The sequence below is a fragment of the Flavobacterium potami genome (assembly GCF_020026915.1).
GTDB lineage: Bacteria > Bacteroidota > Bacteroidia > Flavobacteriales > Flavobacteriaceae > Flavobacterium > Flavobacterium potami.
The window spans coordinates 167,175-183,283 of sequence record NZ_JAINUY010000004.1; the positions used below are offsets into that span (position 1 = coordinate 167,175).

General features: G+C 34.4%; 17 protein-coding genes. 3 read left to right on the forward strand and 14 right to left on the reverse strand.

What is annotated here, in order from left to right:
- Nucleotides 1-182: 182 nt before the first annotated feature.
- From tnpA to K6T82_RS13040, 9 genes are all read right to left on the reverse strand, one after another.
- Entirely contained in the window at nucleotides 183-626 is a 444-nt protein-coding gene (gene tnpA, locus K6T82_RS13000; RefSeq protein ID WP_223706336.1) for an IS200/IS605 family transposase, read from the reverse strand.
- Between the two features lie 23 nt (nucleotides 627-649).
- The gene (gene trhO, locus K6T82_RS13005) at nucleotides 650-2,008 is read right to left on the reverse strand and encodes an oxygen-dependent tRNA uridine(34) hydroxylase TrhO (RefSeq protein WP_223706338.1); all 1,359 of its coding nucleotides are present in this window, start codon (nucleotides 2,006-2,008) and stop codon (nucleotides 650-652) included.
- A gap of 245 nt (nucleotides 2,009-2,253) precedes the next feature.
- Nucleotides 2,254-2,664 carry a BrxA/BrxB family bacilliredoxin gene (locus K6T82_RS13010; RefSeq protein ID WP_125718339.1) on the reverse strand — a complete coding sequence of 137 codons (411 nt, stop codon included), beginning with the start codon at nucleotides 2,662-2,664 and terminating at the stop codon, nucleotides 2,254-2,256.
- A 124-nt stretch (nucleotides 2,665-2,788) separates the two neighbouring features.
- Nucleotides 2,789-3,232 carry an ArsR/SmtB family transcription factor gene (locus K6T82_RS13015; protein WP_223706340.1) on the reverse strand — a complete coding sequence of 148 codons (444 nt, stop codon included), beginning with the start codon at nucleotides 3,230-3,232 and terminating at the stop codon, nucleotides 2,789-2,791.
- Nucleotides 3,233-3,360: 128 nt separating this feature from the next.
- The gene (locus K6T82_RS13020) at nucleotides 3,361-4,518 is read right to left on the reverse strand and encodes a lycopene cyclase family protein (protein WP_223706342.1); all 1,158 of its coding nucleotides are present in this window, start codon (nucleotides 4,516-4,518) and stop codon (nucleotides 3,361-3,363) included.
- Between the two features lie 18 nt (nucleotides 4,519-4,536).
- Complete coding sequence (locus K6T82_RS13025; protein WP_223706344.1) at nucleotides 4,537-5,001, reverse strand: thioredoxin family protein; 465 nt, start codon at nucleotides 4,999-5,001, stop codon at nucleotides 4,537-4,539.
- Nucleotides 5,002-5,252: 251 nt separating this feature from the next.
- The gene (locus K6T82_RS13030) at nucleotides 5,253-7,505 is read right to left on the reverse strand and encodes a TonB-dependent receptor (protein ID WP_223706346.1); all 2,253 of its coding nucleotides are present in this window, start codon (nucleotides 7,503-7,505) and stop codon (nucleotides 5,253-5,255) included.
- 197 nt (nucleotides 7,506-7,702) lie between these two features.
- Nucleotides 7,703-8,611: an NAD(P)/FAD-dependent oxidoreductase gene (locus K6T82_RS13035; RefSeq protein ID WP_223706348.1), complete on the reverse strand. Its 909-nt coding sequence runs from the start codon at nucleotides 8,609-8,611 to the stop codon at nucleotides 7,703-7,705.
- Nucleotides 8,612-8,622: 11 nt separating this feature from the next.
- Entirely contained in the window at nucleotides 8,623-8,976 is a 354-nt protein-coding gene (locus K6T82_RS13040) for a MerC domain-containing protein (RefSeq protein WP_223706351.1), read from the reverse strand.
- A 93-nt stretch (nucleotides 8,977-9,069) separates the two neighbouring features.
- Between K6T82_RS13040 and K6T82_RS13045 the strand changes: the two genes are divergently transcribed.
- From K6T82_RS13045 to K6T82_RS13055, 3 genes are all read left to right on the forward strand, one after another.
- Nucleotides 9,070-9,462 carry a Fur family transcriptional regulator gene (locus K6T82_RS13045; RefSeq protein ID WP_008465649.1) on the forward strand — a complete coding sequence of 131 codons (393 nt, stop codon included), beginning with the start codon at nucleotides 9,070-9,072 and terminating at the stop codon, nucleotides 9,460-9,462.
- 74 nt (nucleotides 9,463-9,536) lie between these two features.
- The gene (locus K6T82_RS13050) at nucleotides 9,537-11,405 is read left to right on the forward strand and encodes an Nramp family divalent metal transporter (RefSeq protein WP_223706353.1); all 1,869 of its coding nucleotides are present in this window, start codon (nucleotides 9,537-9,539) and stop codon (nucleotides 11,403-11,405) included.
- Between the two features lie 79 nt (nucleotides 11,406-11,484).
- Nucleotides 11,485-12,138, forward strand: a complete 654-nt coding sequence (locus K6T82_RS13055; protein WP_223706355.1) for a metal-dependent transcriptional regulator — start codon at nucleotides 11,485-11,487, stop codon at nucleotides 12,136-12,138.
- A 91-nt stretch (nucleotides 12,139-12,229) separates the two neighbouring features.
- Here K6T82_RS13055 and K6T82_RS13060 read toward each other — a convergent pair whose 3' ends face one another.
- The 5 genes from K6T82_RS13060 to K6T82_RS13080 all read right to left on the reverse strand — a co-directional run bounded on the left by K6T82_RS13060 (nucleotide 12,230) and on the right by K6T82_RS13080 (nucleotide 16,077).
- Nucleotides 12,230-12,751, reverse strand: coding sequence for a hypothetical protein (locus K6T82_RS13060; protein ID WP_223706357.1), 522 nt, complete (start codon nucleotides 12,749-12,751; stop codon nucleotides 12,230-12,232).
- 14 nt (nucleotides 12,752-12,765) lie between these two features.
- Nucleotides 12,766-13,287, reverse strand: a complete 522-nt coding sequence (locus K6T82_RS13065) for a hypothetical protein (RefSeq protein ID WP_223706358.1) — start codon at nucleotides 13,285-13,287, stop codon at nucleotides 12,766-12,768.
- Nucleotides 13,288-13,301: 14 nt separating this feature from the next.
- Entirely contained in the window at nucleotides 13,302-13,700 is a 399-nt protein-coding gene (locus K6T82_RS13070) for a hypothetical protein (protein ID WP_223706360.1), read from the reverse strand.
- Nucleotides 13,701-13,867: 167 nt separating this feature from the next.
- A complete protein-coding gene (locus K6T82_RS13075) occupies nucleotides 13,868-14,650 on the reverse strand; it encodes an enoyl-CoA hydratase/isomerase family protein (protein ID WP_223706361.1) in 783 nt (260 codons plus the stop codon).
- 11 nt (nucleotides 14,651-14,661) lie between these two features.
- Nucleotides 14,662-16,077, reverse strand: coding sequence for a sensor histidine kinase (locus tag K6T82_RS13080; RefSeq protein WP_223707095.1), 1,416 nt, complete (start codon nucleotides 16,075-16,077; stop codon nucleotides 14,662-14,664).
- Nucleotides 16,078-16,109: the final 32 nt, after the last annotated feature.

Genomic DNA, 16,109 nt, shown 5'->3' on the forward strand with positions numbered 1-16,109 from the left:
CATTCCATGTGTCAATGCTAAACCATTGGCCATGTCCATCATCGTTGCGCAATCTTTATCAAATATAGCCCACGGTTTCAACCGTGGGAAACGTATTATTACGTAACGTTGAGGATTTACATTGTGTACCCACGGTTGAAACCGTGGGCTACGTTTTTTTATAGATTATGGTAATTTTTTGTTTACAGATTGTTTGAATTCTCAAACCCATGCAATTTGACAAATTCATCAAATTCCTGTTGTCCATTCTTTTTGAGATGATGCTGTTTTTGATTTTTTATATAATTATAAACAACATCAAGCTGAGATTCGCTTACTGCAAAAGCCGCGTAACCATTTTGCCATGCGAATTTTCCAGGAATTAGACTTTCCCCATTTATGCAATGAGAAGAACCTCCTTTCGCTTGACGAATAACATCAGCAGTAGATTTTTGCGGATTCAATAAAAACAAAACATGTATATGGTCGGGCATTCCATTGATGATTCTAACCGGACAACCCAATTCAATTAATTCATCGTGAATATAATTGTATACCTTTTTCTCAATTGAATAATCAATTAATTCCGTACGATTTTTGGTTGCCCAAATGGCATGAATCCATAATTTGGCAAAAGAATGCGACATTGTAAATTAGGGTTTAAAAACCGCTAATTTACAATTTTATACAATTTATCTGACAAACGAATACGGAAAGGAACTTCAAAAGTAACCTTATCACCAATTTTAGCAGATTGAGTTTCTGCACCATCAACGATAAATTTATCTAAAACAATTTCTTGGTCACCTGTAGTCGGACCAGAAATAAGGATTTTATCACCAACGTTTAATTCGTGATTTTCTATAATAAATTGTGCCACTTGTGCTTTAACGTAGTAATGTTCCGCTTTTCCAAGAAGTACTTTTTTTACTTTTATTTTCTGACGGATATCAGCTGGCTTTTGTGCAGTTGCCAAAGCCGTTTCTGGCAATTCTCCTGAATGTTTGAATTTCAAGTTTTCAGATTTTCCTTTTCTGAACACTTTGTTTCCAACTTGTTTTCCAGTTCTTAAACGAACTTGGTCAACCAAAGGCATGTGAATAATTTCCAGACATTCTGTAGAACAACAGTTTTCCATTGCAGCTTTACATTCATCACATTGAATGAATAATAAATGGCAACCATCGTTTTCGCAGTTCGTGTGGTTATCACAAGGTTTTCCGCATTGGTGGCATTGCGAAATAATATCATCTGTAATTCTTTCGCCAAGACGATTATCAAACACGAAGTTTTTCCCAATGAATTTGCTTTCCAAACCTTCTTCTTTCAATTGTTTCGCATAGTTGATGATTCCACCCTCTAATTGATATACGTTTTTGAAACCTTGGTGTTTGAAATAAGCACTTGCTTTTTCGCAACGAATACCTCCAGTACAATACATTACCAGATTTTTATCGTCTTTATGATCCTTAAGCTGTTCATTGATGATTGGCAAACTTTCTCTGAAAGTCTCAACATCTGGAGTAATGGCTCCTTTAAAATGCCCAACTTCACTTTCGTAGTGATTTCTAAAATCTACTACAATTGTGTTTGGATCATCAAGGATTTCATTGAATTCTTTGGCTTTCAAGTGAATACCTACATTAGTAACATCAAAAGTATCGTCGTTTAATCCGTCGGCAACGATTTTGTGACGCACTTTGATTGTTAATTTTAAAAAGGAATGATCGTCTTGTTCTACAGCAACATTCAATCGGATGCCTTTCATGAAATCGTAAGCCTCAAGTGTTTCTCTAAAAGCTTCAAAATTTTCGGCAGGAACACTCATTTGAGCATTTATTCCTTCGTTGGCAACATAAATTCGACCTAATGCATCAAGGGCATTCCAGGCTACGAATAAATCATTACGAAATTTTTGTGGATCTTGAATTTTGGCATACGCATAGAAAGACAACGTTAGTCGTTGTTTACCTGCATCATCGATCATGATGGCTCTTTCTTCTGCGCTCAAAGTGTTGTACAGTTGCATGCTATAAACAGTTTTAAGTGAGAAATTATTTTTTTGAAAGGTGCAAAGGTAGGGAAAAAGTTGCAAAGTTGCAAAGGTGATAAGCCACTAAGGCTCTGAGATGCTAAGCTTCTAAGTTTTCAATTGTATTGCATAAAAAAAAGCACCAAACGGTGCTTTTATAAATCTTTGTTTCTTTGTCACTTTGAACCTCTGCCACTAAACTTAGAAGCTTAGCATCTCAGAACCTTAGCAACTTAAAAAAATTAACAAAACTCGTTAAAAGCGTCTTGTAAGTTCTCAGCGATTAATTCAGCTGGACGTCCTTCGATGTGGTGACGTTCTAACATGTGAACCAATTCTCCGTTTTTAAACAAAGCCATAGATGGAGATGATGGAGGAAAAGGAAACATGTGTTGTCTTGCAGCATCAACCGCTTCTTTGTCAACACCAGCGAAAACAGTGATTAAATGATCTGGTTTTTTAGCACCTTCTAAACTCATTTTTGCTCCTGGACGTGCATTTCTTGCAGCGCACCCGCAAACAGAGTTTACAACAACTAAAGTGGTACCTTCAGCTTTGATAGCATTATCTACAGCTTCAGCACTATGTAAATCTTGAAAACCTGCAGCTGTTAATTCAGCTTCCATTGGTTTTACCATATCTAGTGGATACATATTTTTTTGTTTTAAATTGTACTTTTTGAAATGCAAAGTTACAAAGTTTACTCGCAACTAGTTAATTTGAAGTATAAAGTTTTGTTATAGTTCGATATTAAATTTTTAGAGTCCAAATCTTAATTTAATTTCTACAAAAATTAAGATGCTTTTCTGTTACCTTTTTATGCGAAAATTGATAATTATACTGTTTCAAATGACTGTTTTTGCCTACTTTTAGTTTAGTTGTCAAAACGGTAGTTTTATTTTTTTCAGCAATTTCAATAGTGGAAAGATAACAGCTAAAGTATTTTTTAATTATCTGAATACTATCGATTTCAACAGAATAAATGGTTTTCTTGCCTTCGTTTTTTATCCTAACAAGACCTGCTTTTTTTAATTCTAAAAGATGTTTGGATATTGTGGATTGCGCAAGCGGAATTAATTCGACAAGTTCTCCACAAGTTCTGTTGTCTCTTTTCCATAAAAGTGTCATAATTTGAATTCGGACTGCATGACCAAGGGCTTTACAAATTGTGCTGATTGCGTCTATTTCTGAATCAAATTTTAAATGTTTGGAAATTCCCATATATCACAATACTAAGTTCATTATCGCAAAACATCGATTATACTTTGCTGCCAACAAATCTAAATGAACTTGTCATTTTTGAATATCCTCAAAAAGTCATAAAAACAAGAAAATAGGTCAATTTGTTTCTAAAGAAACACTCGAAACAAAGCTTTAAGAAATGGCATTTTCGGACATTTTAAAATCACCTTTAAATCTTCAATCAGATTCGTTTCTTCATCCAAAAACTTAAAAATCAAGGCAGGATTTCCTCTTTCAAATAAGGAAGAAAAAATAGAACTTCCCAATTCATTATGACGATACAGGATATCCAAAAGCAATAAATCGTAAAACCAAAATTTTGATTTTTTATTAAAGCTTTTCAATTGGAAATTTTCATTTTGAAGAAATTCTACCAATTCTGAAGTTTTTTTATCTGAATTTTTAAAAGTATAACCTGTACTTGCTTTTGTCCAGCCACCAGCCGTACCGATATTCAACACTCGTTTGGTATTCTTTTCCCAAAAAGGATAGCAAGTCATTGGAATACTTCCCTCCTCTTTTTCCAGAATTTCGTATTGTTCTGAACCAAGTTTCTTCAGATAGATTTCAATCTCTTTTTCGTATTCTTCTTTTGGAAGCAATTTTTCTGAAAACAATGTATATTCTACCAAAGCTTCGTTTTTTGAAGTTGGCAAAACATACATAAATCTCGTATTTCCTTTTTGCTCAACCGAAAAATCCATAAAAGTAACTTCTTCCGCATTGAAAACTTCTTCTTTCGTTTTCACAAACCAACCGACAAAATGCTGTTGCAAAACGGGATATTTGTTTTGCCTTTCGGCGAAAGCCCTAGTGTAAATACTATTGAACAGATAATTGCAAGTGTATCGATTTTCATCAGTTCCAACGAAAACGTGCGTTTCCAATTCATTAATATCAGTCACTTTTTCGTTTAGAAAAGTAATATTAGAATGCTTTGAAATTTCTTCGAAAACAAAATTATAGAAATCTAAACCGATTATTTTACTGTATTGATAAGGCTTTAACTCCAAATGACGATTAAAGTTTGTATTGGCAAATAAAGCCGAATCCCATTTTTTTGAAATAATCGGATTCCAAATACTATCTCCTTTTTCCCAAAAACACCAAGTTCTATCATTGGCTTTTTTCGAATCCTGATCTAAAAGCAAAATAGATTTATCAGAGAATTTTCCAGATACAATCATTTTGTAAACCGTCATCAAAGACGCGAGTCCTGTTCCTGTAAAAATGTAATCGAAATGTGGGATTTGCGAAGAATTCATTCTCAAAAATAAGAAAATTTATTTTTCCAGATTTTCTAAAAGTAGTTTAAAATCCTTTGGCGATAAATAGTTCGAATATTGAAATATAATTTCGTTTTTCTCATTTAAGACACACAAAACCGGATAGACAATTTGATTGTTTTGAGTTCCTAATTGCAAAGCCAGTTCATGAACTCCAACATTATTTCCCGAAGGCTGATATTTAAAAATATGATTATTGAACGTTATATCTCGTTTTTCTTCAGCATTAAAATCAATAAAATAGAAATCGGAGTTTAATTTTTCGATTATTTCCTGATTTTTAAAAGTCGTATTTTTCATTCGTTGGCAAAACTGACACCAATCAGTGTGGATGAAAACAATTATTTTTCGTTTTTGAATTTGCTGCAAGCTGTCTATTTCCTCAAAAGTTCTGCTCTTTAACTGGCAGAATCCTGTTGAAGTTATTCCGAAGAAAAGAATAAATAGAAGAAGCTTTTTCATCGTTTTTGTTTTTTTAGCCACTCCCGATAGCTATCGAGATAAAAGGATTAGAAAGTTTTTTCATCTCGCTTGTCTCCCTGAGCGGAGTCGAAGGGCGCTCCAATTGGAACGGGGCTTCGACTCCGCTCAGCCTGACAGACGAAAATCATGCTACTTAAAATTTAAACCCATAGAAGCTATGTGAATTAATGCAAGTGCAACGCCTTTCTACACAAGTTAAGCTATGTTTCTATGTGTTTAAAAAATTAAAATTACCTAAAAGTATACCGCAATCCCAAAAATCCGCGAATTGTTTGGTTCTGTCCGTAAACATAAGTCGTATCAAATGTCAAACCATAAGGATTATCAGGCGTAACCATCACTTTTCCAGCCGAATCGTATTGCACATTTTTATCGAAAGGATCATTCGTTCTCGAAATTAAAAACGGATTATTCTGCTTTGGTGTAAAGTTCAGCAGGTTTTTCACTCCACCATACACTTCAAAATCTTTCCAACCCGAATAGGTAAACTGAATATTCTGAATACTATACCAAGGCGATTTCGGACTTCTCGGATCGGTTTCGCTTAACAAAGGTAATTTCATCGGACTGTAAACATTTCCGGTATAATCCATCGATAAATTCCAAGGCTGAATTTTATATGAAATACTCCAAGTTCCTGTAAAATTCTCCGTCAAAAAAGGTCTTTCCGAAATTCCGTTTTCTACATTCTTGTTGTCTAAAACCGTAGCTCCCACGATAAATTTTAATCCAGAAGGAAAATTAAGATCTACATTGGTACTAATTCCTTGACTTATCGCATAACCATCAATATTGTCGTAAATAATCTCGTTTGGGTTCGTCTCGTAATCTGAAATAATCTTATTGCTAAATCTGGTATAAAAAGCCGTAGTTTCAATTCCCATGAACGTTCCATTTCCAAAATTGATTTTCTGAATGTAATTCAAATTGACATTTACCGATTGCTCTGGTTTCAAATCGTTTTTGATAATTACATCTCTCGAACCCGTTAACGCAGCGTGATCTTCGGTAAACAAATTTACCACACGAAATCCAGTTCCAGCATTTAATCTAAAAATCGTGTTTTCGTTGGCTTTAAATCGATAAGCAAATCTAGGCGTAAAAATAGAACCATGAATCGAATTGTAATCGTAACGCATTCCTAGCAGAACCTGACTTTTTGGAGAAAACGTAATTTCATCCTGAACAAAAATTCCAGGAAGCCAAGTGTTTTCGGCTTCTTTGGTTGCTGGCGTATTGTCGTCGTAATAGGTATATCTGCTCGCAATTCCAGCCAACAAATCGTTTCTTCCGATCTTTTTATCCCAAGTCAATTGCAAAAAACCAATTTTCTGATTGGCGATATACGAAGTTGTTCCGTATCGGCTGTCCTGATAATGAACATTTCCGGAGAACGAGAGCATTAGTTTTTCTTCAAATGGCAATTGGTAACTTCCAATTAATTCGGCTCTTTTGGTATAAATGCTTTCACCGTAGATTTCATCACCTCCTCTGTATTTCTTTTCCCAACGAATGTCTCCGCCCCAGCGATCTTCATACATTCCACGCGCTGCAATCGTAAAAAGGCGATTATTATTTCGCTGAAAACTCCATTTATTAAAAACCGAAATTCGTTCAGAAAGTGTAACATCGGTAAAATTATCTTTGTCTTTATCCACAACCTGATCGTAGTTGAAGTAATTTACCCCGATAATAGAAGTCGCTTTTTTTCCAACATTAAACTTTGTTCCCAAATCGAGATTACTTTCAAAATAAGAAGTTGTGAAATAATCCGCAGAAAAAACCGGAGCATTGGTTGGGTTTTTAGTAATAATGTTGATCAAACCACCAACCGCTTCACTTCCATAAAGAGAAGAAGCAGGACCTTTTACAATCTCGATTCTTTCTACCAAAGAATTCGGAATTCCAGACAAACCATAAACTGTCGAAAGACTACTCACAATTGGCATACCGTCAATCATAACCAAAGTATACGGACCTTCCAATCCGTTTATGTGAATATCCCCCGTGTTGCAAACGCCACAATTGAGCTGCGGACGAACTCCATTTATATTCTGAAGCGCATCATAAATACTTGGCGTTGGGTTTTTCTTGAAGAAAACCGGCGAATAAACCTCAACCGGAACGGCGCTTTCTAATCGTTTCACAGGTTTTAAAGTTCCTGAAACTACTACTTCGTTCAATTCATTTTGATCTTCTTCTAATTCGAAATCTAAATTCAAATTTTCATTTTCCAAAACTGAGATTCTTTGAGTTATGGGTTTGAATCCAGTCGAGGTCACATGAATTTTATATGCGCCTTTCGGAATATTTTGAAACTGATAAATCCCTAAAGAATCAGTTTGTGTTTTAAAGTTTGTATTCAATAAACTAATAGTAATATCATGACCAACAGGAATTGATGTTGTTACTTTTCCTGAGATATTTTGAGAATAGAAGTTTTTGGCCGAAAGTATTAATATTGTCAAAAATAAATATTTCATTATTATAAAATTAAATTTAGACAAAACTAAAAATTAAATTTGACATATAATTATTCTTAAAACAAAAATTTTCAAACTGATTGAATTCAATATGTTAGGATTTTGTTTTGAGGGGAAATTATTAAACCATATAAGTCATGTAAGTTCATTTAAAGCGAAACTTAAATTTTCTTATATGACTTATATGGTTTAAAAAATTATATAAAATCTTCGTCGATAAGTTCTTTATTAATTACCGCTCCAGCGAAAGATCCAGAAGAAACCGCCAACGCCACAGAACGCATTTGTGTTGTAGCATCACCACTTCCAAAAATACCTGGAATGGTTGTTTTCTGCATAAAGTCGACTTTTAAATACCCTTGTTCATTGATTTCGCAACCTAAATCTTGTGGCAATTTACAATGTTGTTCAAACGGAACTCTTGCATAAATGGCTTTTACATCCACTTTTTCTCCATTTTTGAAAACGATATTCGAAACATAACCTTCAGTATGTTCTAGAGAATCGATTTCTTCTTCTAAGATCACGACACCATGTTTTTCTAGCTTTTGAGTTTGTTCCGAAGTCAGCTCTGATTTCCCATTGGTACATAATCTTAAGTCTTTTGTCCAATTCGAAATCAATTTTGCAAATTCAAACCCCATTTCTCCATTGGCAATGATGGCCGTTTTTTCGTTTTTAACTTCATAACCGTGACAATACGGGCAATGTAAAACTGAAATTCCCCAACAATCTGCAAAACCTTTAATTTCGGGAAGTAAATCTTTTACGCCTGTTGCGAATAATACTTTTTTAGCAGAGAAGATTTCTCCAGATCTGGTTATGATTTCAAAACCATTTTCAGTTTTAACGGCTTTTATCGCAATTCCTTTATAAAATTGAACCGTTTTATAAATGTCTACTTGCAGTTTGGCTTTCGCCGAAATAACCGCTGGCTTTTCACCGTCTTGTGTAATAAAATTATGAGAGTGCGGTGTCTGTCTGTTGCAAGGCAAACCGCTATCGATAACCAAAACCTGACGTAAAGAACGCCCTAAACTCATTGCTGCCGAAAGTCCGCTATAACTTCCGCCAACAATAATCACTTCAAAATGTTTCTTTTCCATATTGCTATTTTCTAATGATTTTCTTTCCTATGTAATTTATAATTAACCAAATGTCCGATAATCATTCCAATTCCTCCAAAGTAAATCAAGTCGACATGGATTTCGAATAAAATTTCACTCAAAATACTAATCCAAATCAGCGCCATGGAAACAACTAAAATGGACGATACCAAAAGAGATGATTTTTTTATAATTTTGAGAATTGCAAATAGACCTATCGAAGCAAATAGTAAATCTATAATCGGATTGTGACTTAACCCTAAAGGGAGAATCGTTAAAAGAGGAAAAATCAAACAATGAACCAGACAAATGGTCGCGCTTGAAATTCCTAAAATATCGTAAAAGGACGTGCTTATTTTCTTCATTATGTGTACTTTTGCTTAATGCAGTTTTGTTGCAAATATATACAATTTTTACAATTGCAACATAGTTGCGTTTAATTTTTAATTTCGTAAAAAATGAAAACCACACGTAATACCGCAGCGAAGACGGCAGTTTTAGAGGTGTTTGAAAAATCTAAGACGGCTCTTTCGCATACAGAAATTCACAAACAATTAAATGATTTGTGCGATCGCGTTACGATTTATAGAATTCTAGATCGTTTGATTAATGAAGATGTTATTCATAAAATCTCGAATCTAGACGGAACGGTAAAGTATGCCAAATGCAATCATTCGCATCAGCGTGTACACATTCATAATCATGCGCATTTCAGCTGCGAGAATTGTCATGAGATTACTTGTCTTGAAAATGTAAAGCCTAGTTACATTATGCCGCATAATTATAAAGTTAACGAAATCAATTTTACGTTATCAGGCTTATGTCCGAATTGTTTAAATTCTAACATTTAACTTTTAGGCTCGTCTAAAAATATTGTTCCGCGAATATAATTTTTCTCTATATTTGTGAAAACAATACTTTTACAATGACCAAATCTTTAGAAGAAGTCCACGAATCGGTCTCTACAGAAAATAAAAAAAAAGGTTTTAGAAAAATTTTAGCCTTCTTAGGCCCTGCATATTTAGTAAGCGTTGGATATATGGACCCTGGAAACTGGGCAACCGATATTGCCGGCGGAAGCCAATTCGGCTACACTTTAGTTTGGGTTTTATTAATGAGTAATTTAATGGCTTTGCTTTTGCAGAGTTTAAGTGCTCGTCTCGGAATCGTAACACAGCGTGACCTTGCGCAGGCTTCGAGAGAAACCTATTCCAAATACATTAACTACATTTTATACTTTCTTGCCGAAATTGCGATTGCAGCCTGCGATCTGGCAGAAGTTCTCGGAATGGCAATCGGAATTAATCTGCTTTTCGGAATTCCGTTACTAGAAGCGGTCTTAATTACCGTTTTAGATACCTTTTTACTGCTTTTCCTGATCAATAAAGGAATTCGCAAGATGGAAGCCTTCATTATTGCTTTGGTGGCGATTATTGGCTTCTCTTTTATTTTCGAAATGATCTTTGCAGAACCAGAAGTCCATAAGATCTTTGCAGGACTTATCCCTTCGATTCCAAATTCTGCCGCTTTGTATATTGCTATCGGAATTATTGGAGCAACCGTAATGCCACACAACTTGTACTTGCATTCGTCTTTAGTGCAAACGAGAAAATTCGACAGAACGCCAGCGGGAATCAAACAAGCTTTGAAATACAATTTTATAGATTCTACCATCGCATTAAATCTGGCCTTTTTTGTAAACGCAGCTATTTTAATTCTTGCCGCCGCCACTTTCCATAAAAACGGAATGTTTGAAGTTGCAGAAATCCAAGATGCGCACAAATTCTTAGAACCACTTCTGGGAACAAAATGGGCACCAGCTTTATTTGCTATCGCTTTAATCGCCGCTGGACAAAGTTCAACTGTAACGGGAACGCTCGCTGGACAAATTGTAATGGAAGGTTATCTTCATTTTAGAATTCAGCCTTGGGTTCGTAGAATTATTACGCGTTTAATTGCTATTATTCCTGCGGTAATCGTGATTTTGATTTATGGCGAAAGTGTCACAGGAAAACTTTTAATTCTGAGTCAGGTAATTCTAAGTTTGCAATTGGGTTTTGCAATTATTCCGCTAATCCATTTTGTGAGTGATAAATCGAAAATGAATGGTTTTCATATTTCTAGAACTACACAAGTTGTTTCTTGGATTATTGCCACGATCATTGTTTCTCTAAATGCGAAATTGGTTTATGACGAAATTACATCTTGGTTAGAAAATTCAGATCATCCGACAATTCTTTGGCTAACAGTAGTTCCTTTGGCTTTCGGATTCTTAGCGTTATTGTTATACATTGTTTTCAAACCATTTATTGCCAAATTCAAAGCAAAAACCGTAAATCATTCACCACATAATCTTAACCTTCATTTTTCTCAAAAGAAAACACAAGAAGTTAAAAACATTGCGGTTTCTGTGGATTTTTCGAACGCTGATGAAGCGGCGCTAAATCATGCTTTCGAACTAGGCGGAATGGATGCCAAATACACACTTATTCATATTGTAGAAACGGTCGGCGCTTTAATGTACGGAATCCACATTCACGATCACGAAACGACCATTGATGAAAAATTACTGTTAGAGTACAAAAAAATGCTTTCCGAAAAAGGATTCGACATAGAAACAGAACTTGGTTTTGGAAAACCAAACAAGACAATTCCAGAAATCATTAACAGCGGGAATTTTGACATTCTCGTTATGGGAACCCACGGCCACACTGGATTAAAAGATATTCTTTTTGGAACAACTGTAGACAAATTGAGACATAAAATTTCGATACCTTTGTTGATTGTTAAATAATAAGGGGCAAAGGCTCAGAGGGACAAAGGGACAAAGCCTTTGAGCCTTTGAACCTCTGCAACTTTGAACCTCAAAAAAAATGACTTTTTCAGAAGAAAACTACTTAAAATCGATATATCACCTGACGGCAGCTTTGGAAACCGAAGTCAGCACAAATGCAATTGCGGAAATTATGGAAACAAAGGCTTCCTCTGTAACCGATATGCTTAAAAAACTGGCAGAGAAAGATTTGGTGAATTACAAAAAATACCAAGGTGTTTCTTTAACTGAAAACGGGAAGCTTGCCGCTAAAATGATTGTTAGAAAACATCGTTTATGGGAAGTTTTTTTGGTTGAAAAGCTAAACTTCAGTTGGGATGAGGTTCATGATATTGCAGAACAATTAGAACACATCAAATCAGAGCAGTTAATCAATCGTTTGGATGATTTTCTTGGAAATCCGACTGAAGATCCTCATGGAGATCCTATTCCAGATGCAAACGGCCGAATTATTAAAATCGAAAAACAGCTTTTATCTGAATTAGAAGAAAATCAAACTGGAGTTTGTGTTGGTGTAAAAGATACTTCTTCCGAGTTTTTGAAATATCTGGACAAACAAGAAATCGCTTTGGGTTCTAAAATTGAATTTCTATCTAAAGAATCTTTCGATTTATCGGTCAGAATTAAAGTTAATGGTAGAGAATTATCTATTTCTAATAAAATTGCTTCTAATTTGTTTGTGAAGTTGGTTTAGAATGTAGTTATTCCGCAGAGATACACGAAGATTTTTCGCAGACATACACAAAACAAAAATCCCAAAACCTTTATAGTTTTGGGATTTTTTATTAGTCTTTTATGCTGTAGAGTATTTTTTGAAAATCTCCTTTAAACTTATCTTTATTCTCTTTTCCAGACCAAGAAAGAATTTTATAAAATGCTTTTTTAGTTTCCACAACACCAATTAAATAATAGATTTCCATATTCGCCTCTTTATCAAAAGCTTCAACATCTGTTTCTATAAAATTAATACCATTAATTGTTTTTGAAATTGGATTGAAAATAGTCTTTTTCTCAGTCTCTTTTAAGAAATCTTTCATAAAGCCATCATAAAACTCTTTCGCCGAATTGAAATTTAATTCAACTAATTTCAAATCTTCTTTTAAATCATAAATAACAAAACCATAAAGTTCTTTTACTTCACTTTGATATTCTATTGCAGAATCTTCGTTTAAACCAACTGTTTTATTCATATAATCGGGAATACTTATATCAAAAGTATGACCTGCTTTATATTCTTTCATTTTGGTTTGAGCTAATGTTGTTAGAGAAAGTAATGCAACTGTAAGAAGCGTAATTATTTGTTTCATTTTGAGCTTTTTTATTATTCTTTGTCGTCGTTTTTTTGTTTGTCAATAAACTTAATGATCGTTTTACTATTTGTCATAATTAAATAGCCTGAAAGTGCTTTTAAAAAGTAAAAAATGAGCCACGAAGTACCTGCATAATCTTTAATAAGTTCTTTTTGCTTTACAAATTCATAAATTGTTGAACACAATTTAGGAAGAGCCTCTACAAATACTATTGCTCCGATAACAACTACTGCAATAGAAAGAACTGTGCGATACGGTAAATTTATATCTATCTTTTCTTGAGGAAAATTTTGATCCAGTTTCAACTTGTTGACTATCCATTCTGTTTTGAAAAGAAAAAATCCTGTTATCAGTAAATAAACAAATAGATTTTCCAAAAGTACAGCCCAAACTCCAGTTAAAACATTCCAGTTTACTCCATTTTCAGTAAGAGAAAATGTTGAAGCAAACTGCGGAATAATATAAACACTGTTTATTAAAAGCCACAAACCAATACCTTTTACAATTATTCTCCAAAAAGTTTTAATTTCCATAAAGATAAAGCGTATTATACAATCCCTTTCTCAATCATTTCCAGCATGACCGGAGAAGCATTTTTAAATGTCGGTGCTTGCTCAATAATACTTCCTGCATTCTTTTTATTTACTTTAAAAGTAACGTCATCATTTGTTGTAAATAAAAGTGCTGTTAAAAAAGGATTTTTAATGTGCGTGCCCAAAATTAATAAAGCTTCATCTAAAGTATGAATGCTTTCTACTTCTTCTGTTTTGTATCTGAAAGTAAGCGAAATTGAGAATGTATTATCTTCATTGAGAACCAATCTGAAATAAACATTTTTAAGATCGGTATCGCCCATGGTTTTGGCCAAAGTCAGTTTTGCGAAAGTTCCGCTTTGGATGCTTTCTTTAACTCGTTCACAAAAAAGGGCAAATATTGGTTCGTACATTTTTTAAGATTCTAAGGTTCTGAGATACTAAGAGGCTAAGTTTTTATCCTCTTTGTGCTATATTATTTAACCGCAAAGTTCGCAAAGATTTACGCAAGGTTCGCAAAGTTTTTTAATTTTCCTTGTGTGCTTTGCGTAATCCCTAGCGAACTTTGCGGTTAAGAATTTTATTTCCCTGTAAATTCGGCTTTACGTTTTTCTAAGAATGCTGTTGTTCCTTCTTTGAAATCAGCTGTTCCGAAACATTTTCCGAATGATTTTATTTCGACATCAAAACCATTTTTACCATCTGTAAAATTAGCATTGATTGCTTTTATGGCTTTTCCAATTGCAAAAGGAGCATTTTTAATGATTTTTTGAGCAATTACATTCGTGAAAGATAAAAGTTCTTCTTGAGGCACAACATGGTTTACTAAACCGTAATCTTTTGCTTGTTCAGCAGTAATCATTGCTGCAGTCATAATCATTTCCATTGCGCGGCCTTTTCCAATCAATTGAGGCAAACGCTGTGTTCCTCCGTAACCAGGAATCAATCCTAAAGTAACTTCTGGAAGTCCCATTTTTGCATTGTCTGAAGCAATTCTGAAATGACAAGCCATTGCCAACTCCAATCCTCCACCTAAAGCAAATCCGTTGATGGCTGCAATAACTGGTTTTTTAAGTCCTTCAATAAAATCAAAAAGAGATTCTTGTCCTTCAGCAGCCAATTGTGCGCCTTCAACAATAGTATAATTCGCAAATTCTGAAATATCAGCTCCTGCAACAAATGCCTTTTCGCCACTTCCTGTTAAAATAATAACGCGGATATCATCATTTTTACCCAATAACTGAATCGCTTTACTCAGATCGCTAATTGTTGCTTTGTTTAAAGCATTCAATTTTGTTGGTCTGTTTATAGTAATTGTCGCGATTTTTTCTTCAATAGAAATTAAAAGATTTTCGTAGTTCATGACGCTATATTTTAAGAGTTGGTGATAGGGAGAGAAACTGTAAACGTAGTTCCTTTTCCATAAGTTGACTCAAAGGTAATTGTTCCTTTGTAATTTTCGATAATGTTTTTGATAATTCCTAAACCTAGTCCCATACCGCTGGTTTTGGTAGTAAACTTTGGCTCAAAAATTCTTCCAATATCTTGTTTCTGAATCCCGATTCCGTTGTCTTTTACAGCAATTTCAACATTATTATCTCGTCTTTTTACAGAAACCACAATAGATTTTTGAAACTGACTTTCTGGAATGGCCTGAGTCGCATTTTTAACCAAATTGGTAATGACACGAATCAATTGCGTACGATCCATTTTAGAAATAATCTCTTCTTCTTCTTTTTCGAAAGAAATATAATCTTCATTGAAAATATCCAGAGCCAATTCTACAACCTCAACCACATTTAAGGTCTCATTTTGCTGAGCTGGCATCGAAGCAAAATTCGAAAATGCCGAAGCTACAGAAGTCATCGTATCAATCTGCTGAATTAAAGTCTCCGAGTAATCATTCATTTTCTGTTTGACATCTGGAGCTGAGGGATCAAACTTTCGCTGAAAACTCTGAACCGTCAAACGCATTGGCGTAAGCGGATTTTTAATTTCGTGTGCGACTTGTTTCGCCATTTCGCGCCAAGCTTCTTCACGTTCGCTTTGTGCTAGTTTGATAGCACTGGTCTCGAGTTTGTCGACCATTCCGTTATACGCTTTGATCAAGAAATTGACTTCTTTGCTGTTTGCTTCTAAAACAATTTTCTCATTTTTCTGATCCAGATTGGTTTCTTCCAAACGATCTGAAATAGTTTTAAGCGATTTTGTAATATAAGTGGAAAGGAAATACGCTAACGCGAAAGCCACGATGAGCATAAAAGAATATACTTGGCTTAAACGAATCAGAAACGTATTCAACTCGTTGTCGTAATATCCATCGTCTTCCAAATAAGGCAGGTTCAGGATTCCGAGAGGTTTGAATTTTTCGTCTTTAATTAAACTATAAGAAGATCGATTTTTGACTCCGTCGATAGTTTTAATGTCTACAAATCGCTTTTCTATAGAAGAACGAACCAATTTTAAAATATATTCTGGAATTGGGGGAGGTGCTTTATCAACCGCAAAAGACTCTTTGGAAGATTTTAAAAGTTTTCCTTCAAGGCTGTAAATATTGATTTCAATTTTGTGAATCTGCGCCAATTCGTGGATTTTATCTTTAAAAATCAAATCCAGATTTCCCGTTTTCAGCGGATAAGTAGTTGTAGAAAGCACATAATTAATGTGTTCTTTTACCGCATTTTCTTTTCGTTCTAAACGTTCTTGATGGTATTCTTTGGCCTCAGTTTTAAACTGAATAATCGAAATCGAAGCCAATAAAAAAGATGCCACAACAATCAATACAATCATCGACAGGAAAATCCTGGTACGAAGTGAAAGCA

Coding starts and splice junctions, on each gene's coding strand:
- tnpA (WP_223706336.1), bottom strand. CDS start 626: ATGTCGCATTCTTTTGCCAAATTATGGATTCATGCCATTTGGGCAACC.
- trhO (WP_223706338.1), bottom strand. CDS start 2,008: ATGCAACTGTACAACACTTTGAGCGCAGAAGAAAGAGCCATCATGATC.
- K6T82_RS13010 (WP_125718339.1), bottom strand. CDS start 2,664: ATGTATCCACTAGATATGGTAAAACCAATGGAAGCTGAATTAACAGCT.
- K6T82_RS13015 (WP_223706340.1), bottom strand. CDS start 3,232: ATGGGAATTTCCAAACATTTAAAATTTGATTCAGAAATAGACGCAATC.
- K6T82_RS13020 (WP_223706342.1), bottom strand. CDS start 4,518: ATGAATTCTTCGCAAATCCCACATTTCGATTACATTTTTACAGGAACA.
- K6T82_RS13025 (WP_223706344.1), bottom strand. CDS start 5,001: ATGAAAAAGCTTCTTCTATTTATTCTTTTCTTCGGAATAACTTCAACA.
- K6T82_RS13030 (WP_223706346.1), bottom strand. CDS start 7,505: ATGAAATATTTATTTTTGACAATATTAATACTTTCGGCCAAAAACTTC.
- K6T82_RS13035 (WP_223706348.1), bottom strand. CDS start 8,611: ATGGAAAAGAAACATTTTGAAGTGATTATTGTTGGCGGAAGTTATAGC.
- K6T82_RS13040 (WP_223706351.1), bottom strand. CDS start 8,976: ATGAAGAAAATAAGCACGTCCTTTTACGATATTTTAGGAATTTCAAGC.
- K6T82_RS13045 (WP_008465649.1), top strand. CDS start 9,070: ATGAAAACCACACGTAATACCGCAGCGAAGACGGCAGTTTTAGAGGTG.
- K6T82_RS13050 (WP_223706353.1), top strand. CDS start 9,537: ATGACCAAATCTTTAGAAGAAGTCCACGAATCGGTCTCTACAGAAAAT.
- K6T82_RS13055 (WP_223706355.1), top strand. CDS start 11,485: ATGACTTTTTCAGAAGAAAACTACTTAAAATCGATATATCACCTGACG.
- K6T82_RS13060 (WP_223706357.1), bottom strand. CDS start 12,751: ATGAAACAAATAATTACGCTTCTTACAGTTGCATTACTTTCTCTAACA.
- K6T82_RS13065 (WP_223706358.1), bottom strand. CDS start 13,287: ATGGAAATTAAAACTTTTTGGAGAATAATTGTAAAAGGTATTGGTTTG.
- K6T82_RS13070 (WP_223706360.1), bottom strand. CDS start 13,700: ATGTACGAACCAATATTTGCCCTTTTTTGTGAACGAGTTAAAGAAAGC.
- K6T82_RS13075 (WP_223706361.1), bottom strand. CDS start 14,650: ATGAACTACGAAAATCTTTTAATTTCTATTGAAGAAAAAATCGCGACA.
- K6T82_RS13080 (WP_223707095.1), bottom strand. CDS start 16,077: ATGATTGTATTGATTGTTGTGGCATCTTTTTTATTGGCTTCGATTTCG.